This window comes from Paraconexibacter antarcticus, assembly GCF_024220175.1.
GTDB lineage: Bacteria > Actinomycetota > Thermoleophilia > Solirubrobacterales > Solirubrobacteraceae > Paraconexibacter > Paraconexibacter antarcticus.
In genome coordinates, this window is sequence record NZ_CP098502.1 from 507,146 (window position 1) to 528,769 (window position 21,624).

At 74.0% G+C, this 21,624-nt stretch carries 20 protein-coding genes, 1 pseudogene and 1 riboswitch; of the genes and pseudogenes, 13 read left to right on the forward strand and 8 right to left on the reverse strand.

Annotated features, from left to right (window positions below; translation table 11 throughout):
- Positions 1 to 144 precede the first annotated feature (144 nt).
- Positions 145 to 2,526, reverse strand: coding sequence for an endopeptidase La (gene lon / locus NBH00_RS02485; protein WP_254571776.1), 2,382 nt, complete (start codon positions 2,524 to 2,526; stop codon positions 145 to 147).
- 195 nt (positions 2,527 to 2,721) lie between these two features.
- Positions 2,722 to 2,879, forward strand: a riboswitch (cyclic di-AMP (ydaO/yuaA leader).
- Positions 2,880 to 3,047: 168 nt separating this feature from the next.
- Between lon and NBH00_RS02490 the strand changes: the two genes are divergently transcribed.
- Entirely contained in the window at positions 3,048 to 3,596 is a 549-nt protein-coding gene (locus tag NBH00_RS02490; protein ID WP_254571777.1) for a peptidoglycan-binding protein, read from the forward strand.
- Positions 3,597 to 3,744: 148 nt separating this feature from the next.
- Entirely contained in the window at positions 3,745 to 4,125 is a 381-nt protein-coding gene (locus NBH00_RS02495; RefSeq protein ID WP_254571778.1) for a hypothetical protein, read from the forward strand.
- Between the two features lie 480 nt (positions 4,126 to 4,605).
- Here NBH00_RS02495 and NBH00_RS02500 read toward each other — a convergent pair whose 3' ends face one another.
- Entirely contained in the window at positions 4,606 to 5,538 is a 933-nt protein-coding gene (locus NBH00_RS02500; RefSeq protein WP_254571779.1) for an acyl-CoA desaturase, read from the reverse strand.
- 84 nt (positions 5,539 to 5,622) lie between these two features.
- Between NBH00_RS02500 and NBH00_RS02505 the strand changes: the two genes are divergently transcribed.
- The 4 genes and pseudogenes from NBH00_RS02505 (at position 5,623) to NBH00_RS02515 (ending at position 9,314) form a co-directional block, all read left to right on the forward strand.
- The gene (locus NBH00_RS02505; RefSeq protein ID WP_254571780.1) at positions 5,623 to 6,837 is read left to right on the forward strand and encodes a PucR family transcriptional regulator; all 1,215 of its coding nucleotides are present in this window, start codon (positions 5,623 to 5,625) and stop codon (positions 6,835 to 6,837) included.
- A gap of 212 nt (positions 6,838 to 7,049) precedes the next feature.
- Positions 7,050 to 7,883 carry a sigma-70 family RNA polymerase sigma factor gene (locus NBH00_RS02510; protein WP_254571781.1) on the forward strand — a complete coding sequence of 278 codons (834 nt, stop codon included), beginning with the start codon at positions 7,050 to 7,052 and terminating at the stop codon, positions 7,881 to 7,883.
- A 100-nt stretch (positions 7,884 to 7,983) separates the two neighbouring features.
- Positions 7,984 to 8,436: pseudogene (locus NBH00_RS25380) on the forward strand (cytochrome P450); the annotation flags it as partial.
- A 164-nt stretch (positions 8,437 to 8,600) separates the two neighbouring features.
- The gene (locus NBH00_RS02515) at positions 8,601 to 9,314 is read left to right on the forward strand and encodes a cytochrome P450 (RefSeq protein ID WP_254571782.1); all 714 of its coding nucleotides are present in this window, start codon (positions 8,601 to 8,603) and stop codon (positions 9,312 to 9,314) included.
- Positions 9,315 to 9,338: 24 nt separating this feature from the next.
- Here the strand turns inward: NBH00_RS02515 and NBH00_RS02520 are convergent, their stop codons facing one another.
- The gene (locus NBH00_RS02520) at positions 9,339 to 9,770 is read right to left on the reverse strand and encodes an organic hydroperoxide resistance protein (protein WP_254571783.1); all 432 of its coding nucleotides are present in this window, start codon (positions 9,768 to 9,770) and stop codon (positions 9,339 to 9,341) included.
- A 97-nt stretch (positions 9,771 to 9,867) separates the two neighbouring features.
- Between NBH00_RS02520 and NBH00_RS02525 the strand changes: the two genes are divergently transcribed.
- The 4 genes from NBH00_RS02525 (at position 9,868) to NBH00_RS02540 (ending at position 14,187) form a co-directional block, all read left to right on the forward strand.
- Positions 9,868 to 10,194 carry a hypothetical protein gene (locus NBH00_RS02525; protein ID WP_254571784.1) on the forward strand — a complete coding sequence of 109 codons (327 nt, stop codon included), beginning with the start codon at positions 9,868 to 9,870 and terminating at the stop codon, positions 10,192 to 10,194.
- 20 nt (positions 10,195 to 10,214) lie between these two features.
- Complete coding sequence (locus NBH00_RS02530) at positions 10,215 to 10,964, forward strand: MerR family transcriptional regulator (RefSeq protein ID WP_254571785.1); 750 nt, start codon at positions 10,215 to 10,217, stop codon at positions 10,962 to 10,964.
- A gap of 91 nt (positions 10,965 to 11,055) precedes the next feature.
- Complete coding sequence (locus tag NBH00_RS02535) at positions 11,056 to 12,942, forward strand: hypothetical protein (protein ID WP_254571786.1); 1,887 nt, start codon at positions 11,056 to 11,058, stop codon at positions 12,940 to 12,942.
- 12 nt (positions 12,943 to 12,954) lie between these two features.
- Entirely contained in the window at positions 12,955 to 14,187 is a 1,233-nt protein-coding gene (locus NBH00_RS02540; RefSeq protein WP_254571787.1) for an esterase/lipase family protein, read from the forward strand.
- A 79-nt stretch (positions 14,188 to 14,266) separates the two neighbouring features.
- Here NBH00_RS02540 and NBH00_RS02545 read toward each other — a convergent pair whose 3' ends face one another.
- From NBH00_RS02545 to NBH00_RS02560, 4 genes are all read right to left on the reverse strand, one after another.
- Positions 14,267 to 14,539: a hypothetical protein gene (locus tag NBH00_RS02545; protein WP_254571788.1), complete on the reverse strand. Its 273-nt coding sequence runs from the start codon at positions 14,537 to 14,539 to the stop codon at positions 14,267 to 14,269.
- Positions 14,536 to 16,053 (reverse strand): sensor histidine kinase, encoded by a 1,518-nt coding sequence (locus NBH00_RS02550; RefSeq protein ID WP_254571789.1) that lies wholly within the window; start codon positions 16,051 to 16,053, stop codon positions 14,536 to 14,538. The genes NBH00_RS02545 and NBH00_RS02550 overlap by 4 nt, the downstream gene beginning before the upstream one ends.
- 2 nt (positions 16,054 to 16,055) lie before the next feature.
- Positions 16,056 to 16,775, reverse strand: a complete 720-nt coding sequence (locus tag NBH00_RS02555; protein ID WP_254571790.1) for a response regulator transcription factor — start codon at positions 16,773 to 16,775, stop codon at positions 16,056 to 16,058.
- A gap of 162 nt (positions 16,776 to 16,937) precedes the next feature.
- Positions 16,938 to 18,086 carry a S1C family serine protease gene (locus tag NBH00_RS02560; protein WP_254571791.1) on the reverse strand — a complete coding sequence of 383 codons (1,149 nt, stop codon included), beginning with the start codon at positions 18,084 to 18,086 and terminating at the stop codon, positions 16,938 to 16,940.
- Between the two features lie 188 nt (positions 18,087 to 18,274).
- Between NBH00_RS02560 and NBH00_RS02565 the strand changes: the two genes are divergently transcribed.
- Complete coding sequence (locus NBH00_RS02565) at positions 18,275 to 18,886, forward strand: hypothetical protein (protein WP_254571792.1); 612 nt, start codon at positions 18,275 to 18,277, stop codon at positions 18,884 to 18,886.
- 95 nt (positions 18,887 to 18,981) lie between these two features.
- Here the strand turns inward: NBH00_RS02565 and NBH00_RS02570 are convergent, their stop codons facing one another.
- Positions 18,982 to 19,668 carry a Crp/Fnr family transcriptional regulator gene (locus NBH00_RS02570; RefSeq protein WP_254571793.1) on the reverse strand — a complete coding sequence of 229 codons (687 nt, stop codon included), beginning with the start codon at positions 19,666 to 19,668 and terminating at the stop codon, positions 18,982 to 18,984.
- A gap of 161 nt (positions 19,669 to 19,829) precedes the next feature.
- Here NBH00_RS02570 and NBH00_RS02575 point away from each other — a divergent pair, with 161 nt between their 5' ends.
- Together NBH00_RS02575 and NBH00_RS02580 are read left to right on the forward strand one after the other, a co-directional pair.
- Positions 19,830 to 21,131, forward strand: coding sequence for a cytochrome P450 (locus tag NBH00_RS02575; protein WP_254571794.1), 1,302 nt, complete (start codon positions 19,830 to 19,832; stop codon positions 21,129 to 21,131).
- A complete protein-coding gene (locus NBH00_RS02580) occupies positions 21,124 to 21,588 on the forward strand; it encodes a PIN domain-containing protein (protein WP_254571795.1) in 465 nt (154 codons plus the stop codon). The genes NBH00_RS02575 and NBH00_RS02580 overlap by 8 nt, the downstream gene beginning before the upstream one ends.
- Positions 21,589 to 21,624: the final 36 nt, after the last annotated feature.

A 21,624-nucleotide genomic window follows, 5' to 3' on the forward strand; every position in this document is an offset into this window, starting at 1 on the left:
GACCCACCGGCGCCGTTCGCGCCGTGACAGGGTTCGGGGCGAGGCGCCGGCACGAGGCGCCGGTGCCAGCGCGCGACTGCCAGGCACGGGGCCCGGGGGGCGAGGCCCGGGGCGGACGCACCAGGCGCCCGCCCCGGGACCCGATCAGGCCACGACCTCCGGATCACGCGCGGGCTCGAGCGCGGCGTCGAGCACCTCGCCGATCGTCATCGCCGGGTGGAACGTCATGACCGCACGGACCTCCTCGGGGACATCGTCGAGGTCACCGCGGTTGCGCTCGGGCAGGACGACGTCGGTCAGTCCGGCCGCGTGTGCCGCGAGCACCTTCTGCTTCAGCCCGCCGATCGGGAGCACACGGCCCTGGAGGGTCACCTCGCCGGTCATGCCGACGGTGTGCTTCACCGGGCGGCCGGACAGCAGCGACGCGAGCGCGGTGATCATCGTGACGCCGGCGCTCGGCCCGTCCTTCGGGATTGCGCCCGCCGGGACGTGCACGTGGAACTCGCGGTCCTCGAACGCACTGGCCGGAATGCCGAGCTCCTCGCGATGCGCCCGCACGTACGTCAGGGCGATGTGCGCGGACTCCTTCATGACGTCGCCGAGCTGGCCGGTGAGCGTCAGCCCGCCGGTGCCCTTGCCGTCCATGGCGGTCGCCTCGACAAACAGGACGTCGCCGCCGGTGCCGGTGACGGCCAGGCCGGTCGCCACCCCGGGGACGGCGGTGCGCGCCGCGGCCTCCTGGAACACCTTCTGGCGGCCGAGGGCCTCGCGGACGAGGTCGAGGTCGACGACCACGGGCTCCGTCGCCGTCGCCACCGGAGCGGCGTCGACCACATCGGCCTCCGCCACGTCGGCACCGACCGCGCCGTCCGCGGCCACGACCGCCGGCCGCGACGCGACCTTCGTCGCCGTCTTGCGCAGCACGGTGCCGAGCTGGCGCTCGAGCGAGCGGACGCCCGCCTCACGCGTGTACTCGACGACGATCGTCCGCAGCACCTCGTCGGTGACGGTGACCTCGTCCTCGAGCAGCCCGTTGCGCTGCCGCTGCCGCGGGAACAGGTAGTCCCGCGCGATCGCGACCTTCTCCGCGACGGTGTAGCCGTCAAAGGCGATGACCTCCATGCGGTCGAGCAGCGGCCCGGGAATCGTGTCGTACTGGTTGGCCGTCGCGATGAAGACGACGTCGGACAGGTCGAGCTCGACGTCCAGGTAGTGATCGCGGAACGTCGAGTTCTGTGCCGGGTCGAGTACCTCGAGCAGCGCGGACGACGGGTCGCCGCGCCAGTCGGCGCCGACCTTGTCGATCTCGTCGAGCAGGATGACCGGGTTCATCGTCTTCGCGTCACGCAGGGCGCGGACGAGGCGACCGGGCAGCGCGCCGATGTACGTCCGGCGGTGGCCGCGGATCTCCGCCTCGTCGCGGATGCCGCCGAGGGAGATGCGGACGAACTCGCGGTCCATCGCACGGGCGATCGATTCGCCGATCGACGTCTTGCCGGTGCCGGGGGGACCGATGAGCGTGAGGATCGCGCCGGCCTTGCGCGCGTCCTCGCCGTCGCCGAGGCCGCGCTCGCTCCGCAGCTTCTTCACCGCGACGTACTCGACGATGCGGTCCTTCACGTCGTCCAGGCCGGCGTGGTCGGCGTCGAGCACCTCACGGGTGCGGACGGGGTCGAGCGTCTCCTCGGACTCCACGCCCCACGGGACGGACGTCAGCCAGTCCAGGTAGGTGCGGATCATCTGCCCCTCCTGGCCACCTTCGCCGGAGCGCTCGAGCCGCTCGAGCTCGCGCTCGGCCTGCTCGCGGACGGCCTCGGGCATGTCCGCCTCGGCGATCTTCGTCCGGTAGTCCTCGCCGGCGGAGTCGTTGTCCTCGCCGAGCTCGCGGCGGATGGACGCGAGCTGCTGGCGCAGGAGGTACTCGCGCTGCTGCTTGTTCGCGCCGGACTCGACGTCCTCGCGGATCTTGCGGCGGATCTGCAGGGCGGTCAGCCGCTCGCGCTGGAACTCGAGGGCGAGCCCGAGCCGCTCGGTGACGTCGGTCGTCTCGAGGATGCGGACCTTCTGCTCGAACGAGAGGTCGGGGGCGTAGCCGGTCGTGTCGGCCAGCGGCCCGGGCTCGCGGATCGCGCGCACCCAGCCGGCGACACGGCCGTCGTCGCCGCGGAGCTCGAGGAGCTCCTCGACCACGGCACGGTACTCGCGCTCGAGCTCACGGGTGCGACCGTCGACCGGGACGTCGTCCGGCGCCTCGGTCACGTTCACGTGAAGCTTGCCGTCTGCGCCGGTCTCGGCGGCCCCGATGAGGCCGCGGGACTCACCGGAGAGGGACGCGCCACGACCGCCGCCGGGCAGCCGGATCGACTCGGTGACCGTCGCGATCGTGCCGACGGACGCGTATTCGCCGTCGTGACGGGGGACCAACACGACGCGCTGGGCGTCGCCGACGTCCACCGGGAGCGTGATGTCCATCGTGGGCAGGACGACCGTGTCGTCGAGCGGGATGAGGAGGAGGGTGGAGGTCATGGGGTGTGGCTGATCCTTTGTCGTCTTCAACCGTTGCGGCAGCAACTGTAGCAGCTGATCTCAGTCGCTCAAGCATAGATCTGCGCAGCGTGTGAAATCCCCGTCACGGAATCGCGGTCGTGCGCCGAAACGGGCAGGGGTGCCGGCCGCGTGAATGCGGATGGCCGGGTCGTGCCGTACCATCACGCGCTGCACGACAACACCACGCCGAGTCGTCGCCCCGCCCTGGGGTGGCGAGCGGGGGACCCAATGGGCCGTCAGGCCCGGGGGCGAATCGCCGTCATGAGTACGGCGTAGCGCAGTTTCAGCGCGAGCCCGACAGCTAACCCCGTAGGCGCCGAGACGACGGAGGACACCCCGTGCCCGACCACCGAGATGTACCCGTACCGCTGCCTGCGGTCGATGACTCCACCGCCTTTCGCCGGTCCTTGCGCGCGTCGCGGGAGCGCCGGGCCCGGACGGCCCGACGTGCCCGGCGCCACCGGGGCGGCCGGCGCTCGCTCGCCGGCGCGGTGCTGACGATGTCGCTGCTCACCGGCGGCGCGTTCGCCGCCGACACGACAGCTCCGGCGAGGACGTCGTCGGCCGCGTCCTCCACGGTTTCGGCCGCGCAGTCGGCGCTCGGCATCCCGGTCGACGGGATCGCCGGTCCCGTCACGCGCAAGGCGGTCCGCGCCTTCCAGCGCCGCAAGGGCCTCACCGTCGACGGCATCGTCGGGCCGCAGACGCTCGCGGCGCTCGGCGTGACCGCCACCTCGGGCCGGACCGCCAAGGCCCGCAGCGCCGGTGGGGACGCCGCCACCGCCGCGGCCGCGACCGGCGACGCCTCGCCCCTGCTCGAGTCGATCGCGCTCTGCGAGTCCGGCGGGGACCCGACGATGGTCTCGGCCTCGGGTCGGTACCGCGGGAAGTACCAGTTCGACCGCAAGACGTGGGCGTCGGTCGGCGGCAGCGGCGATCCGGCCGCGGCCCCCGAGAGCGAGCAGGACCGGCGCGCGCAGACGCTGCTCTCGCGCCGCGGCGCGTCCGCGGCGTGGCCGGCCTGCGCGAAGCGGGTCGGCGCGGGCTGAGGCCGAACGCCGGCGGCCTCTCGCGGCCGCCGGCCCCCGCCGGGCCCGCGCCGGCCTCGCGCTCTGCGACGGCGCGCGCAGAGTGCGACCACTTCGCGCACAGGTGTGCGGTTGAGAGCGCACAGGGTGGCGGCGGACCATGTGACCCATGGACCCGCACCCCTCCGACCTCATCCACATCGCGATCCCGGGCTGCCCCGACGACCCGCGGGCGCTGCCGCCGGCTCCGCCGGGCGTCGTCTATCACTACGTCGAGGAGCTGCACCCCGACGACATGGACGTCGTCGACGGGATCCCGGTGACCTCGGTCGCCCGGACGCTCATCGACTGCGCCGAGGACACGGATGAGCTCGAGCTCCGGTTCATGTTCGCGCGCGCGTGGGAGCTCGGGATCCTCGACCTCGACGCGCTCGACGCGTCGCTCGGCCGGGTCGAGTGGCGCCCGTCGCTCGCGCTCGTGCGGCTCATCGCCGACGACTTCCGGGCGGCGGAGGCCGAGCTGGGGAGGGAGTGGCGCGATGGTGGATGACTCAGCGCGGCGCCGGGTAGGACGAGGTCCGTGCCCGGATTCGTCACCGAACGCCTCATCAAGCGCGCCAGCCGCGGTCTGCCGATCGTCCAGGTGTGGACGCTCGCCAATCTCGCCGTGCTCGCCGGGCGCCACGTCGGCCACCTCGAGCCGACCGAGCGACGGCGGCTGGTCGAGCTGGTCCGCGAAGGCCGCGGCCGGCCGTCACGACTGGCCCCCGCCGAGGCCCTCCGAGCTGCGGACCCTCGTCGGGCGGCTGCAGCCCCGCCTCTTCGCGGGGACGGCCGCGTCGCGGCTCTCCCCCGTGCCGCTGCCCAAGCGACTGCTGTACGGCGGCAAAGGGCACCCGGCGCGCAGGGCGGCCGCCGCGCGCGACGCCGGCTGACCGAGCCGCGACGGGCGGGACGTCCGGACGTCGGAGTCGTCCCGCGACCGCGGCGGGCGGGAGCGCGGACGGGCGGTGCCGTCCGCGCCGGAGCCTCAGGCCGCCTGCTTCACCGGCGCGGCGGCACCGCCGGCCTGGGCCTGCTTCTCGGCCTGGCGCTCGGGGGTGATGCGGACGACGTTCCAGACGAGGCCAAGACGCTCGAGGCCGTTGATGACCCACATCGACGGGTCCATCGCCTTCTCGACTCCGCGCAGACCGGCCTGGGCGGAGCGGGGGAACGCGTGGTGGTTGTGGTGCCACGCCTCGCCCATCGACGGCAGCGCGAGCCACGCGACGTTCGTCGAATGGTCCTCGGTGCCGAAGCGGCGGGTCCCGAAGAAATGGCAGATCGAGTTGATCGACCACGTGACGTGGTGGAGGAAGAAGACGCGGACGAGACCGCCCCAGAGGAAGCCGGTGAGCGCCCCGTGCAGCGTGAAGCCGCTGAAGAGGAAGCCGAGCAGCGCGGGAAGGGCGAGCGACCCGAGGGCGATCCAGTGGAAGTTGCGGCTGATCGCCTTCATGCCCGGGTCCTCCATGAGGTCCGGCGCGTACTTGCGACGGTTCGCGCGGCCCTGCTCGGAGAAGAGCCAGCCGATGTGCGCGTGATACAGGCCCTTCAGCGGTCCGAGGACGCCCTCGCTCGCGGGACCGACGTGCGGGGAGTGCGGGTCGCCCTCCTCGTCGGTGTGGGCGTGGTGCTTGCGATGGTCGGCGACCCAGTTGATGACGGGACCCTGGACACCCATGGATCCCATGATCGCGAAGGTGTAGGAGACCCACGGCTTGGCCTGGAAGGCCCGGTGGGTGAGCATCCGGTGGTAGCCGATCGTGATGCCGAGGGCGGCGATGACGTAGAGCGTGACCATGATGATCACGTCCCGCCAGGTGATCGCCTCGTTCCAGAAGACGATGACCGCGGCGAAGAAGGCCGCGAACGGCAGAACGACCGCCGCAATGTTGGTGTAGCGCTGGGCTCGGGTCATTGACCTTCAGTCTGACGCCAAATCTCTGCGGGCGTTCGTGCGATGATGGGTCAAGCCCGTGCCAAATTTGAGGGTTGGTGATAAATGAGCCGTTCGCACTCCGCCGTCTCGATGCCCCCGGGCCTCGCCGCGTCGCTCCGGCCGGCGCTCCCGGGCCTCGCGCGGGACATCATCGCCGCCATCGGGCGCGAGATCCCCGAGTACGCGCGCCCGCTGGAGGGGCCCTTCGGCGACGCGCTGAGCCTCGGGGTCGACCGGGCCCTCGAGCGGTTCGTCGACCAGATCGCGACGGGCGCGGTCGGGCCCGAGGCCGGCGGCGACCCCCGCTCGCGTATCTACGTCGAGCTCGGGCGCGGTGAGCAGCAGGCGGGCCGGAGCCTCGACGCGCTCCTCAGCGCCTACCGGCTCGGGGCCGGCCTCGCGTGGGAGCGCTTCGTCGTCGCGGGTGAGGCGGCGGGCGAGGAGCCGGGCACCCTCTACGCCCTGGCCGGCGCGATCTTCTCCTACATCGACGCGATCAGCGCGGAGTCGGTCGACGGCTTCTCGCAGGAGCAGGCGCGCAGCGCGAGCGAGCGCGCGCGGCGCCGGCGCGCGCTGGTCCGGGCGCTCGATCGCGACGACGCCGACCCCGAGGTGCTCGCCGCGCTCGCGCGCGAGGCGGGCTGGTTGCTCCCGGCGACGCTCGCGGCGCTCGTCGTCGAGGGCGAGCACGACGCCGACCGCCTCGCGTCCCGGCTCGGATTCGACGTCATCGCGGCGGCGGAGGGCGGCACGGTGCTCGCCTTCGTCCCCGACCCCGAAGCGCCGGGACGCCACGCCCAGCTCGCCGCCGGCCTCCCGGAGGGCGCACGGGCCGCCCTCGGGCCCGCGGTCGAGCCCGCCCGCGCCCACCACTCGAGCCTCCGCGCGCTCGGCACGCTGCGGCTCGCCACGCGCGGGCACGTCGACGGGCCGTGGCCGGCGCGGGCGGACGACCACCTGCTCAGCCTCGTCCTCCACGGGGGGGACGCCACGCTCGCGGCGGACCTCGCCGCCCAGGCGCTCGCGCCGCTCGACGGCCTCACGCCCGCGGCGCGGGAGCGGACGACCGAGACGCTCCGCGCCTGGCTCGACGACCCCGGGCGCATCCAGCGGATCGCGGAGCGTTTATCCATCCATCCGCAAACCGTGAGGTACCGCGTAGCCCGTCTTTATGAGCGCTTCGGGGACGGGCTGGATGATCCGGACCGTCGCTTCGAACTGGCCCTCGCGTTGCGCGTGACATCCGGTGAGCCGGGCATCCGCGCGGTGATCTCCTGAGACACGAGGTTCGGAGAACGTCAGAGACGGGCAGTAACGATCGACCATCGCAGAGGACTCGGACCCAGACCACATCTCCGCTCCGCCGCCAGGCTCGTGACCGACGCAACGAGGAAATAGTTGCAAGGTCAACGAGAGGAGCGTAGAATACCTACAGCATCAGTTGGTTATCTCCCGTAAGGAGCGCATTGCCCCGCAAGCCCACCCCCATCATGCCGGACCTGACCTCGGACTCCCTCGATCTCCTGCTGCGTGACGCGGGCAGCTATGAGCTGCTCAAGCCCGCCCAGGAACTCGAGCTCGCGCAGCGCATCGAGCGCGGCGACCTGGAGGCCAAGGAGCTGCTCATCAACTCGAACCTCCGTCTCGTGGTCTCGATCGCGCGCCGGTACATCGGGCACGGTCTCCCCATGACCGACCTGGTGCAGGAGGGGATGATCGGCTTGATCCGTGCCGCCGAGAAGTTCGATTGGCGCAAGGGCTTCCGTTTTTCGACCTACGCGACGCTCTGGATCCGTCAGAGCATTCAGCGCGGGCTGGACAACAGTGCCCGGACCGTCCGGCTTCCCGCCAACGTCGCTCAGCGCGCCCGCAAGGTCGCGCGTGCCGCAGGTGACCTCGCCGTCCAGCTCGAGCGTGAGCCCACCCTCGAGGAGATCGCCATGGCCACGGGCCTGACGTTCGACGAGGTCGAGCAGATCCGCGAGGTCGATCGCACCCCCGCCAGCCTCAACAGCCCCGTCGGCGACGACTCCGACGGCGGCGAGCTCGGGCACTTCATCTCCGCCGAGGGCCCCGCGCCCGAGGAGGAGGTCTACAGCGCCCTGGCGACCATCGAGGTGCAGCGTGCCATCAACACGCTGCCGGACGAGGAGCGCAAGGTCATCCACCTCCGCTACGGCACCGCCGGCGAGCCGCCGCAGACGCCGGCCCAGACCGCACGCCGCCTCGGGGTCACCCCCCGTCAGGCCGCGTCGATCGAGGACCGCGCCCTGGCCAAGCTCTCGGCCCTCCCTGAGCTCGCGGCTCTCCGCGAGGCCGCGTAGGCACCCAGCAGCAGCACCCCGCAGAAACACGCAGTGCGAAGGGCCCGGCAGGTTGCGGGCCCTTCGTCGTTCCGGGGCCGGCGCTGCCAGACTCCCGCCCATGTCGTCGATCGCCGAGCGCGGGTTCGCAGGGCAGCCGGCGTGGGACCCGGCCCGGTTCCCGCCCGCCACCCCAGGAAGCCGGGTCGCCGTCTTCGCCCGCGCGTCCGCCGACCCCATCGGGTACCTCACGCGCGCGCGCCGCGAGCTCGGCCCCGTCTTCACGCTGCGCCTGTTTCCGTACGTCGGCCTCGTCTGCGCGGCCGACGCGGCCTCCAACCACGAGGTCCTCACCGACCAGGCCCGCTTCGCCGGCGGCGAGGCGGCCGGACTCATCGAGCCGTGGGTCGGGAGCGGGTCGGTCCTGCTGACCGGCGGCGAGCACCACCTCCGCAACCGCCGGCTGCTGCTGCCGCCGTTCCACGGCGCCCAGGTCGCCCGCTGGTCCGACCGCGTCACCGAGGTCGTCCGCGCCGACCTCGACGAGCTCCCGCGGGGGGAGGCCGTGAGCATCCGGCCGATGGCCCAGCGCGTCGCGCTCGACGTCATCCTCCGGATGGTCTTCGGCCTCGAGGACCCCGCCCGCGTGCGCGAGTTCCGGACCGCGCTGCGCGCCTTCCTCACCCCCGCGATGGCGGCGCTGCTCTTCCTGCGCCCGCTCCAGCGCGACCTCGGGCCGTGGTCGCCGGGCGCAACCGGCGGCGGGCGCTCGTCGACGCGCTCGTCGCCGACGAGCTCGACCGTCGCCGCCGGGCGCCCGGCGGCGACGACGTCCTCTCGGTGCTGCTCGCCGCGACCGACGAGCACGGCGCGCCGGCCTACACCGATCGCCAGGTCACGGACGAGCTGCGGGGCCTCGTCGTCGCCGGCCACGAGACGACGGCGACCGCGCTCGCCTGGGTCGTCCACCTGCTCGCGCACCACCCGGCGGAGCAGGCGGAGCTCATCCGCTCACTCGACGCGGGCGAGACGGCGTACCTCGGCGCGGTGATCAAGGAGACGATGCGCTTCCGTCCCTCGGTGTTCGACGCCGTCCGCACGGCGACGGGGGACACGACGCTCGGCGGGCAGCCGGTGCCGCGCGGCGCGATCGTCTCCGCGCTCTTCACCGTCACCCATCACGACGCGGCGCTGTGGGGGGACCCCGGCGTGTTCCGGCCCGAGCGCCACCTCGACGGGCGCCCGGTGCCCTACGCCCTCACGCCGTTCGGCGGCGGGGTGCGACGCTGCCTCGGGGCCGCGCTCGCCCAGCTCGAGCTCGAGGTCGTGCTGAAGGAGCTGCTCGGTCGCTTCCGGCTCGAGCCCGCCGGCGGCCGGCTCGAGGCCGCCCGGCTGCAGGGCGTGACGATCGTGCCCTCCCGGGGCGGCCGGGTCGTGCTGCGGCCGCGGTGAGCGCGCGGCCGGGCGCGGCCCGTCCTACAGCTGCTCGCCGTCGAGGAAGAGCCTGACCTCGATGTTGCCGCGCGTCGCCTTCGAGTAGGGGCACACCTCGTGCGCGGTGCGCATGAGCTCGGCGGCCTTCTCGCGGTCGACGTCGGGCAGGTCACCGTGGAGCTCGGCCGCGATGCCGAAGCCGCCGTCCTGCGAGACGAGCGAGACGGCGGAGTCGATCGCGAAGTGCTTGGCGGAGATCTTCTGCTGACGTGCGACGAGCGACAGCGCGCTGAGGAAGCAGGCGCCGTAGCCGAGCGCGAAGAGCTCCTCGGGGTTCGTCGCCTCCGGCTGGTCGGCCGGCCCGCCCATCGCGGCGGGCGGCTTGAGGAGCAGGTCGGGATGCCCGTCGGCGCTCGTGGCGCGCCCGTCGCGGCCGCCCGTCGCGCGCGCCTTCGCCGTGTAGAGGACGTTCATGCGCGCAACCCTACCAACGGTTGTTGCGCAGACAACCGACACGATCACCCGCGCGGTTCGGGCTGAAGGGGCGGCGCGCGCGGCCGATCACAGGGGCGTGCTGCACGCGACGACCATCACCATGGAGGGCGCGGACGAGCTCATCGCCGGCGGCCGGACCCTCCTCGACCACGCCGGGTCCCCCGCGTACTGCGCGGTGGCTCGCTGCGAGGACGGCGAGATCGTCGTCGGGGCCTGCGCGTTCGGCACCGAACGCCCGGCCCGTGACCAGGCGCGCGGCCTGCGCTCGCTGCTTCCCGGCGCGAAGGTCTTCGTCGTCGAGCGGCTGCTCCGCGGCGGCCGCGTCCGCTGGACGATCTGGCACGGCGAGCACGACGAGCGGCTGCACCAGGCCTTCGAGGAGGCGCCGGAGACCTGGGTGTAGGCGTGTAGCCTCCTCGGCGCATGGCCGACGAGGAGCAGCTGACGATCGACCAGCTCGCGCAGCGCACGGGCATGACGGTCCGCAACATCCGCGCCCATCAGGCGCGTGGCCTGCTGCCGCCGCCGGAGGTCCGGGCGCGCACCGGCTACTACAACGCCGACCACGTCGCCCGGATCGAGCTCATCCGCGAGCTGCAGGGGGACGGCTACAACCTCGACCTCATCCGCAAGCTCCTCGAGGGCGCGGCCGGGCAGTCGGGGGCGGTCCTCCACTTCACGCGGACGCTCCGCGCGCCGTTCGTCGAGGAGGAGCCGCGGATCGTCACCCTCGCCGAGCTCGGCGAGCGCTTCCAGAGCACCGACCCGAAGCTCCTGGAGAAGGCGATGTCGCTCGGCGTCCTCCGCCAGCTCGACGACGCCGGGAGCTTCGAGGAGATCAGCCCGCTGCTCGCCTCGGCGGGCGGGGAGCTCGTCGCGCTCGGCATCCCGGCCGAGCAGGCGCTCGAGCTGCTCGTGCGGATGCGCCGCCACGCCGACAGCGTCGCCAAGGTGTTCGCACAGCTCTTCATCCAGTCCGTCTGGCAGCCGTTCGCGGAGGACGGGGCGCCGGAGGAGCACTGGACCGAGGTCGCCGCGGCGCTCGAGCGGCTGCGTCCGCTCGCGTCACAGTCACTGCTCGCGACGTTCCAGATCGCGATGACCGAGGTCGTCGAGCGGGAGCTCGGACGGGAGCTCGAGCGGCTGACGAGCAAGGGCAAGCGCAAGCGCTGAGCGACGCCGGTCCCGCGCGCGGGGCGACCCCTCTGTGCCCTCGATCACACCACCGTTGCATGTGACATCAGTCGATGTCACACTCGCGCCCATGACCACCTTTCTCGCCGCTGCCGCTTCGAGCGCGCCGCCGGCCGGAGGCGCCGCGATCGGCCAGGTCGTCGGCGCGAGCGTCGCCGCCGCGATCCTCACGAGCCTCCTCGTCGTCCTCGGGTTCGGCCACCGCTCGGGTCGGGTCACGATCCTCGGCGACGTCGCCGGCTTCGCCGCCCGCATCAGTGGCCTCCCGCGCTGGGCCGCGCTCCCCTCCGGCTTCGCCGCCGGCTCGCTCATCGTCGCGGCGTTCGGCTTCTACTGGGACGTCGCGATCCACATCGACAACGGCCGCGACCCGGGGCCGCTCGCGAACCCCGCCCACTACTTCATCCTCGCCGGCCTCTTCGGCATCGCGACCGCCGGCTGGTTCGCCGTCGTCCTGCCCGAGGGCCGCCCGGGCCCGGCCGCGATCCGCATCACCCGCGACTGGCATGCGCCGGTCGGCGGCATCCTCCTCATCGCCTGCGCGTTCTTCGCGCTCGTCGGCTTCCCGCTCGACGACGTGAGCCACCGGCTCTTCGGACAGGACGTGACCCTCTGGGGCCCGACGCACCTCATGATGCTCGGCGGCGCGGCCATGACGCTCGTCGCGATCCTCGTCCTGCTGTCCGAGGCACGCCTGGCCGCCCGCGCCGGCGACGGCAACCCGGACGGCGCGCCCGGCCCGGTCGCGTTCCTCACCCCGGCGCGCATGCGGGCGCTCCGGCAGGTCAGCGCCTTCGGCGGCCTGCTCATCGGCCTCTCGATCTTCCAGGGCGAGTTCGACTTCGGCGTGCCGCAGTTCCGCCTCCTCTACGAGCCGCTCCTCATCGCCTTCGCGGCGGCGCTGACGATGGTCAGCGCGCGGGCCGTCGCGGGCCGCGGCGCCGCCCTCGGCGCGGTCGCCTTCTTCTTCCTCGTGCGCGGGCTGCTCGCGCTCTGGGTCGGCCCGCTCACCGGCCACACGGCGACCCACCTCCCGCTCTACGTCGTGGAGGCGCTCGTCGTCGAGGCCGCCGCGCTCGCGGCCTCGCCGAGCCGCCGCCCGTACCGGTACGGCGTCCTCTCGGGTGTGCTCGTGGGCGTCTTCGGGACGCTCTCGGAGTCGGCCTGGTCGCAGATCGCCATGCCGATCCCGTGGCCGGCCCACGCCCTCGGAGGGGCGCTGCTCGTCGGCCTCATCGGCGGCGTCACGGGCGGCCTCGTCGGCACGTTCGTCGCCGGCGGGCTGCGGCTGCGCGCCGAGGTCGTCGGCGCCCCGCGGCACTGGGCGACCGCGGTCGGCGCCCTGCTCGTGCTCGCGGTGACGATCGGCGCGCTCGGCCACACGACGGTGCCGAAGGGCCGTGCGCTCGTGACGCTCACGCCGGCCGCCTCGCACGACGGCCAGCGCTACGCGAACGCGACCGTCCGCTTCACCCCCGCCGCGGTCGCCGACAAGGCCGACTGGCTCGACGGCATGGCCTGGCAGGGGGACGGCAAGCGCGTGCTCGCCCCGCTGCGCCGCGTGGCCGAGGGCGTCTACCGCACGACGGCGGCGCTCCCCGTGTCCGGCGACTGGAAGTCGTCGATCCGCCTGCACCGCGGGACCGTGATGGCCTCGGTGCCGGTCTACCTCCCGGCGGATGCCGCGATTCCCACCCCGGAGATCGCCGCCCCGCCGCGCTTCGTGCGGCCGCTGCAGAGCGAGCGCTCGATCCTCCAGCGCGAGCGTAAGCACGACGTCCCCGGCTGGTTGTGGGGCGTCGCCGGGCTCATCGTGCTCGCGTTCGTCGTCGCGATCCTCGGCTTCACGGGCTGGTGCCTCGTGCGCATCACGCGCCTCGGCGCGCCGCTGCGGGCCGGTGACGGGAGCGACTCCGAGGCCTCCGCGGCCGGCCCCCGCGTCCCGGCCGTCGCGTAGGGGCGACGCGCGATGCGGAGCGACGAGGCGGGCGCGCTCGGTGCGCTGGCGGCGGAGGGGGTCGGCGGCGCCGCCGACCGCGCGCAGGAGCTCCACCGCGCGATCGCGGGGCGGGTCTTCGGGGCGCTCGGCGAGGGCGCACGGCCGATCCGCGTCGCCCACGACCAGCTCGCCGGCGCGATCTACACGGGCGTGCGGGTCGTCGGCGGCGCCGGGAGCCGCGCCGCCGGGGCGGCGATCGCCGCGACCCGGCCCGACGATGCGCCCGCACTCGTCGACCATCCGCGCGCCGCGTTCGCCGTCGGCGCGCTCAACGGCATCCTCGGCGACCGCCTGCATGCCGGCGCGAGCGCGCTCGCGCTGCCGATGACCGTTCGCGCCCAGGGGCGTGACGTGCCGCTCTCGCCGTTGTCGCTCGCGGAGGCCTTCCCGTACGCCGGCCCGCGGGTCGTCGTCCTGCTGCACGGCCTCTGCGAGACCGATGCGTCCTGGGCGCTCGGCACGAAGCAGGAGACCGGACCGCCGCTGCCGACCTACGCCGAGCGCCTCGCGGACGACCTCGGGCTGAGCCCGGTCGTGCTGCGGTACAACACCGGCCGCCACATCTCCGACAACGGCGCCGATCTCGACGACCTGCTCGACGCGCTCGTCCGCGCCTGGCCGGTCGAGGTCCGCGAGCTCGTCCTCCTCGGCCACTCGATGGGCGGCCTCGTCATCCGCAGCGCGTGCCACCGCGCGCACGGCTCCGGCCGGGACTGGCGTGCGCGGCTCACGCACGTCGTCATGCTCGGCACGCCGCATCTCGGCGCGCCGCTGGAGCAGCGCGTGAACCAGGCGACGCGCCTCATGCGGCGGGTCCCGGAGGCGCTGCCGGTCGCGGCGGTCCTCGACGCGCGCAGCGTCGGCATCCGCGACCTGCGCTTCGGTGCGATCACCGAGCGCGACTGGGACGGCCACGAGCCCGACCACGTGCACGACCCGGTGGAGGACGTCCCGCTGCTGGAGGGCGTGCGGCACTGCACGATCTCCGCGACGCTCGCCGCCCGCCACGACGGGCCGGCGGGACGCCTGCTCGGCGACCTCCTCGTCTACCACTCGAGCGCGACCGGGGCCGGCCGCAGACGGAAGATCGCCTTCACCGTGGAGGACACCGTCCACCTCGGCGGGCTCTCGCACTTCGCCCTGCTCAACCATCCGCGCGTCTACGCGCAGGTGGAGGAGTGGCTGCGCGCGACCGGGGCCTGAGGTCGTCGTCGCACGTCCGTCTGCCCTGGTCGGCCAGGGCACACGGACGTTCGACGCGGACGACCGGGGACGGAGGGGCTCAGGCCGCGCGGGCCGTGCCGAGGCGCTCGTCGTGGACGACGACGGTGCCGAGGCGGCGGTCCATGCGGACGGCGAGGCGCTCGCCGCCGGCGTGGCGGACGATCGCGTGCCACAGCTCGCGGTCGTGGGTGTCCTCGCGGAGGTCGGTGACCGCCTCGGCGCCGGTCGCGCTGAGGGCGGTGTCGGTGAGCTGCCGACGCGTGCGGGCGGCGTCGAGGAGCTGGTCGTCGGCGATCGCGCGCCGGATGGGGGTGGGGGTGATGGAGCTCATGTCGGCATCCTGTCGCCCGACTGTGAGCGCAGGCTGTGGGTGTCCTCAATGTTCCCTAAGGACACCGACTGCGGCAGCCGCACGGTGAACACCGCCCCGCCGTCGGGGGCGTTGGCGGCGGCGACTTGGCCGCCGTGGGCGCCCACGATGCCCGCGACGATTGCGAGGCCGAGGCCGGCTCCGGCCTTGCCGCGGCCGCGGCCGGGCTCGGTGCGCCAGAAGCGCTCGAAGATCGCGTCGGTCCCGTCGCCGGGCAGCCCGGGGCCGTGGTCGCGGACCGTGAGGACGACGTCGGTGTCCTCCTCGGTGACGGCGACGTCGATCGCGGTGCCGGCGGGGGTGTGGACGAGCGCGTTGCGCAGGAGGTTCGCGTAGACCTGGCGGAGCTGGTGCGGCTCGCCGCAGACGGTCGCCGGGGCGGGCGCCTCGACGGTGATCTTGCGGTCGGGTGCGGTTGCGCGTGCGTCGTGGACGGCGTCGCGGGCGAGGGCTGAGAGGTCGACGAGCTGCTGGTCGAGGACGGGGAGCTCGTCGAGGCGGGCGAGGGTGAGGAGGTCGTCGACGAGGACGCCCATGCGGGTGGCTTCCTGTTCGATGCGGGTCATGGCCTTGGCGATGTCGTCGGGGTTCCGTGCGGCGCCGATGCGGAAGAGCTCGGCGTAGCCGCGGATGGAGGCGAGCGGGGTGCGCAGCTCGTGGGAGGCGTCGGCGAGGAAGGTGCGTAGGCGGTCTTCGCTGGCGCGCTGGCGGGTGAAGGCGTGCTCGAGGCGGGCGAGCATGGCGTTGAGCGCGAGGCCGAGGCGGCCGACCTCGGTCTTGGAGGTCGCGGGGGTGACGCGGCGGGAGAGGTCGCCGGCGGCGATCGCGTCGGCCGTCGCGCCGATGCGGTCGAGCGGACGCAGGCCGAGCCGGACCATGAGGAAGGAGGCCGCGGCGAGCGCGGCGAGCACGACGGCGATGACGATGCCCTCGATGACGAGCAGGCGGTTGAGCGTGGAGTCGACCTCGGTGAGCGGGATCGCCGCGACGGTCAGCGCGCCGTCGATGCTGCCCGGGTCCTGGCGGACGTAGACGCGGTAGCGCAGGCCGCCGTCCTGCGCCTTGACGTTGAGCGTCTCCCCGTCGTGGAGGTTGGTCGGCAGGCGCGGCGGCGAAGGCGGCGTCTGCCCGTTGAGGAACAGCGGGATGCCGGTCCCGTAGCTGCCGTCGGCGGCGAGCCGGATGCCGTACGTCCCGGGCGGGAGGTTCACGAGGTCGTTCGGGCCCCCGGCGCCCCGCGGCCGGCCGCCGGGTGCGGCCCCGGGCGGCGGGTCGAAGTCGTAGGGGGATCCGCTCTCGCCGATGAGCGCGTCGTTGAGGCGGTGGTCCACCGCGTTCAGCGCGGCCGCCGACTGCCGGTCGATCCGGTCGACGAGGAACGAGCGCTGCTCGGCGTACGTCACGCCGCCGGCGACGAGCAGCCCGATCGCGGCGATCGCGAGCACCCCCGCGATGAGCCGGGTCCGCAGCGACACGCTCAGGCCTTCGCCTGGCGCAGGGCGTAGCCGACGCCGCGCACGGTGTGGATGAGCGGCGGCCCGTGCGGGTCGAGCTTCTTGCGCAGGTAGCTGACGTACGTCTCGAGGACCCGGGCGTCGCCGCCGAAGTCGTAGTCCCAGACGTGGTCGAGGAGCTGCGCGCGGGTGAGGACCCGCCGCGGGTTCAGGAGCAGGTAGCGGAGCAGCCGGTACTCGGTGGCCGTCAGCTCGATCGGCTGCCCGGCGCGCGTGACCTCGCGGGTGTCCTCGTCGAGCTCGAGGTCGTCGAAGGCGAGGCGGCTCGAGCCCTGCTCGGCGTGGCCGACCCGCCGCAGGATCGTGCGGATCCGGGCGACGAGCTCCTCAAGGGAGAAGGGCTTCGTGACGTAGTCGTCGCCGCCCGTGGTCAGGCCGCGGATCTTGTCCTCGGTCGCGTCGCGGGCGGTGAGGAAGATGATCGGGACGCCGGCCCGCTGGGCACCGAGGCGCGTCGCGACCTCGAAGCCCTCCATGTCCGGCAGCATGACGTCGAGGACGATGAGGTGGGGCTTGAAGGCGGCGACCTGCGCCAGGGCCTCCTCGCCCGTGCCGGCCGACGCGATCTCGAAGCCCTGGAAGCGGAGGGCCATCGAGATGACGTCGACGATGTTCGGCTCGTCGTCGACGACGAGGATGCGGGCGGTCTCGGCGGACGCGCTTGGCTGCGTGCTCACTGGCATGCGGCCATCATCATCGCTCAGTCTGGGAGAAACCTGAGAGCCTGCTGTGCGGCGGGATCGCCACCCCCGGGCCGGCGCGCGGCCGTGCGATGCCGCGTGGGGGGACGGCGCCCGACCCGGGGACGGCGCCCGACCCGGGGACGGCGCCCGCCTGAGAGCGGCTCAGCCCGCTGTCGTCACGGCGCGCGCCGGCCGCGTCCCGAGGGTGATCGTCACCGTGTGCGTCTGGCCCCCGCGCAGGAGCTCTGCGGTGACCTTCTCGCCGGGCCTGTGCCCCTCGAGGACCGACGTGAGGGACTCCGCGTCGCGGACGGGGGTGCCGCCGAGCTGCGTGATGACGTCGCCGGGCCGGACGCCGGCGCGGGCCGCCGGGCCGCCGGCGCCGACGCTGCCGACCCGCGCCCCGGCCACGCCGGAGGTCGTGTCCCCGGACGCGACGCCGAGGTACGGGTGGGTCGCCCTGCCCGTCGCCTCGAGCTGCGCGACGACGCGCCTGACCGTGTTCGCGGGGACGGCGAACCCGACGCCGGTGTTGCCGCCGGTCGCCCCGGTGGCGGACGAGCCGGAGGACTCGATCTGCGAGTTGATGCCGATGACACGGCCGCTCGTGTCGAGCAGCGGGCCGCCCGAGTTGCCGGGGTTCAGCGCGGCGTCGGTCTGCAGCACGTCGGAGATCGCGTAGCCGTCCGGCGCGTCGATCGACCGGTGCAGCGCCGAGATGACGCCGGTGGTGAGCGTGCGGTCCAGGCCGTAGGGGTTGCCGATCGCGAACGCGGCGTCCCCGATCTGCACGGCGGAGGAGTCGGCGAAGGCGAGGGTCGGCAGGTCCGCGCCGCCGGTGTCGATCTTCAGGAGCGCGACGTCCGTCGAGGTGTCGACCCCGACGACCTTCGCGGTGACGGGGCGGCGGTCGCCGACCTTGACGCGGATCGACGAGGCGCCGTCGATGACGTGCGCGTTCGTGACGATGAGGCCGTCCTTCGTGATCACGAAGCCGGTGCCGGTGGCGGTCCCCGACGCGACCTGCCCGAACGGGCCGGAGGACCGCTGGGTGACCTGCGCGGTGATGAACGCGACGGCGTCCTTGCTGCGCTGGTAGATCTGCGTGGCGGTCAGCGGAGCGGCGGACGTGTCGGCGACCGGCGAGGTGCCGGACGTCGAGGCGGTGTCCGCCGTGGCGGGGACGGCCGCCTGCGTGACGGTCGTGGTCGTCGTGTGGGAGCCGGCGCCGACGGTGAGCGCAGCGCCGCCGGCGCCGCCGATCACCGCCGCGAGGCCCAGGGGGAGGAGGAGCGAGCGCGGGGTGGACATGGGTCCACGGTGGCCCGTGCCGATCAAGCGGACCTTGGCGAAGGCTGGGAGAACGCTGGGAGCGGCGCGCGCGGATTCTCAGCGAGCTCTCAGGCCTGTTTCAGGCGCGGCGCCGATACTGCTGCGCAGGGAAACGGCGTGCGTGGGGTCCCCCCGCTGCGCCACGGACAGCCGATCACAGGAGGTCGATGGACTTGAAGTCACCAGGATGGGTCAAGGTCACGGGCGTCGCGACGGTCTGCGCGCTCGCGGGCGCCGGCGCCGGCATCGCGGGGAGCACCGCGGCGACGTCGACGTCGAACGCGAAAGCGAGGTCGGCGAAGTCCGCGAAGGCCCGTTTCGCCGGGCGGCGCGGCTTCGGCCCGATGATGGGCGGGCACGGCCCGTCGGTCCACGAGGAGTCGGTCGTCCTCGACAAGGCCGGCAAGGCGTGGATCACGGAGACCGAGGACCGCGGGACCCTCAAGTCGGTCTCCGGTCAGGACCTCACGCTCACCGAGGGGACGAAGGCCGTCCCGTACAAGGACGTCACCGTGACGATCCCGTCCGGCGCGACGATCGTGCGCAACGGCAGGACGGCGCAGCTGAGCGACCTGAAGGCCGGCGACCACGTGAACGTCAGCTCGTCCTCGGACGGCACGACGGTCTTCGCGGGCGACGCCACGTTCGGCCCCGGCGGCCCGCATGGCTTCGGGGCCCGCGACGGCGACCACCACGGCCCGCCGCCCGGCGCGCCCGGCCCGCCCCCCGGCGCGCCCGCCATGCCCGGCGCCCCTGGTCCCTACCCCGGCGCCCCGTAGCGCCCCGGCGGCGCGCCCCGCCGCCCGCCTGACGACCGACAGCCGCAGGACCGCGAGCCCCGTCCCCGACGGGGCTCGCGTCGTCGCCCGTCCGGCTAGGCCGGGACCTCGGCGGCGATGAATCGCTGCAGCGCGAGGGTGTCCGCCAGGACGATGCGCCGCCGCTCCAGACGGATCCAGCCCGCGTCGCGGAGCTGGCGCAGCGCGCGGACCCCGGTCTCGCGGGAGACCCCGGCCCAGCTCGAGAGCTCGGCCTGGGTCAGCGGGATGTCGATGAGCAGGGCGTCGTCGATCGTCGCCCCGAACCGGTCGGCGAGCCAGAGGATGCGCCCGGCCACCCGCACGATCGCCGGCGCGGCGAGCTGCTCGGCCCGCTGGTGGCCGGCGTCCCGCAGCCGCGCGGTCACCGTGCCGATGATGATGCGGTTCAGGTGCGGCCGCTCGCCGAGCACCCGCCAGAAGTTCACGGCCGGCACGTGCAGCGCCTGCCCTCCGGTGAGCGCGATGACCGCCGCCGCGTGGTCGCCGCGGTCGAGCAGCGCGATCTCGCCCATGAGCTCCCCGGGCCCGTGGACGGAGAGGACGACCTCGCGGTCGCCCTGGTTGCGCACGACCTTCACGTAGCCGTGCTCGATGACGACGAGCTCGCGCTTCGTCGCCCCGGGTGTGATGAGCGCGCGCCCGGCCGTGAACGGCTCCTGGCGCCCGGTCTCGCGGAAGGCCTGCACATCCTCGCGCGACAGGCGGGTGAGCAGGAACTCCTCTCTTCGTGGTGCGTGCATTCGGTGGTCCCCAGACTGTCCCCGGTCGACCGCGTCCGAGCGGTGTCGATGCGCGTCCGGCGCACGACGGAATGTACGCCTGCCGGCTACCCGCGGACATCCATTTGTGACCTATGACGCATTTATGTCGGCGCGGCCCGGCGGCTGCGAGACTCGGCCTCATGCTGCCTCCCCGTCCCGGGCTCTCGCGGTGGGCGATGAGCGTGGGGTTCATGCTCCGCCCGACCGACTTCGTCGAGGCCTGCGCCGCCGACTGCGGCGACTTCTTCACCCTGCGGCCCGCGCCGGGACGGCAGGTCGTCTTCACGAGCGACCCTCAGGCCGTCCGGCAGGTCTTCACCGGGGATCCCGCCCTGCTCCACGCGGGCGCGGGCAACGTGACGCTGGCGCCGCTGCTCGGGCCCGGGTCGGTCCTGCTGCTCGACGGGGCGGAGCACCTGCGTCACCGCAAGCTCCTGCTGCCGCCCTTCCATGGGGACCGGATGCGCGGGCACGCGGACGTCATGCGGGAGGTCGCCGAGCGGCACGTCGCCCGCTGGCCGCGCGACCGGGCCTTCGCGGTCCTGCCGAGCATGCAGGCGATGACGCTCGAGATCATCCTGCGCGTCGTCTTCGGCGTGAGCGACCCGGTGGCGCGGCAGCGGCTCGGCGACCCGCTGCGCGTCCTGCTGGAGGAGATGGCCTCGCCGGTGCGGCTGCTCGCCCTCGGCTTGACCGGGTCGCGCCGGCGCGGGCCGCTGAGCCCGTGGCGGCGGTTCGCGCGGCTGCGCGCGCTCGCCGACGCCCGCGTGCACGAGGAGATCGCCCGGCGGCGGGCGGACCCGGACGCCGCCGGGCGCGACGACGTCTTCTCGATGCTCGTCGCCGCCCGCGACGAGCAGGGCCGCGCGCTGACCGACGACGAGCTGCGCGACGAGCTCATGACGCTGCTCGTCGCCGGGCACGAGACGACCGCCACCGCGCTCGCCTGGGCGCTCGAGCGGATCGTGCGTCACCCGGCCGTCCACGCGCGGCTGCGCGCGGAGCAGGCGGCGGGCGGCACCGCCTACCTCGACGCGGTCATCCGGGAGACGCTGCGTCTGCGCCCCGTCGTCCCCGCGGTGGTCCGGGAGCTCCAGGCGCCGATGACGTTCGGTGGCTGGGACCTGCCGGCGGGCGTGTCGATCGCGCCGTCGATCTACCTCCTGCACCGCCGCCCCGACCTGTATCCGGAGCCGCTCGCCTTCCGCCCCGAGCGTTTCCTCGACCGCGCACCCGGCACGTACGAGTGGATCCCGTTCGGCGGGAGCGTGCGCCGCTGCCTCGGGGCGAGCTTCGCGCTGCTCGAGATGCGGGAGCTGCTCGGCGTCGTGCTGCGCGAGGTGCCGCTGCGCGCGGGGAGTCGCGGCGACGGGGAGGCGACACGGCGGCGGACGGTGACGTTCGCGCCGGCGGACGGCGGGCGGATCCTCGTCGGTGCCTGAGGGGCCGGAGGCGACGGGGCCGCTGCGCTGCCTCGTCGACACGATGATCTTCGACGCGATCGTCGAGGAGCCGGCGCTGCTCGAGGCGGTCGACCGGCTGACGTCGGCCGGGACGCTGCAGCTGCTGGCCGACACGGTGAGCGTCGCGCAGGTCGCGGCCGCGCCGCCGTCCTACCACCGCACCCAGCTGCGTCGCGTGCGCGTGCTCGTCGTCCCTCCCGCGGACACGGACCCGGTGCTCCGACCCCTCGCCGCGAGCACCGGCGTCGGGGAGCCGGACGCGCTCATCGCCGCGGCCGCCCGCGCGCAGGGGGTCCCGCTCGTCACCGAGGACGGGGACCTGCGGCGCGCGGCCGCGGTGCTGCTGCCCGACCTCGTCCTGTGGACGTGGGCCGCCGACCTGCGGCCCCGGCTCGTCGCGCTCGCGGCGGAGCTGCCGCCGCGCCGCCCTCGCTGACCGCGTCGCCCGGCCCGCGCGCGGGCGCCGCGGACG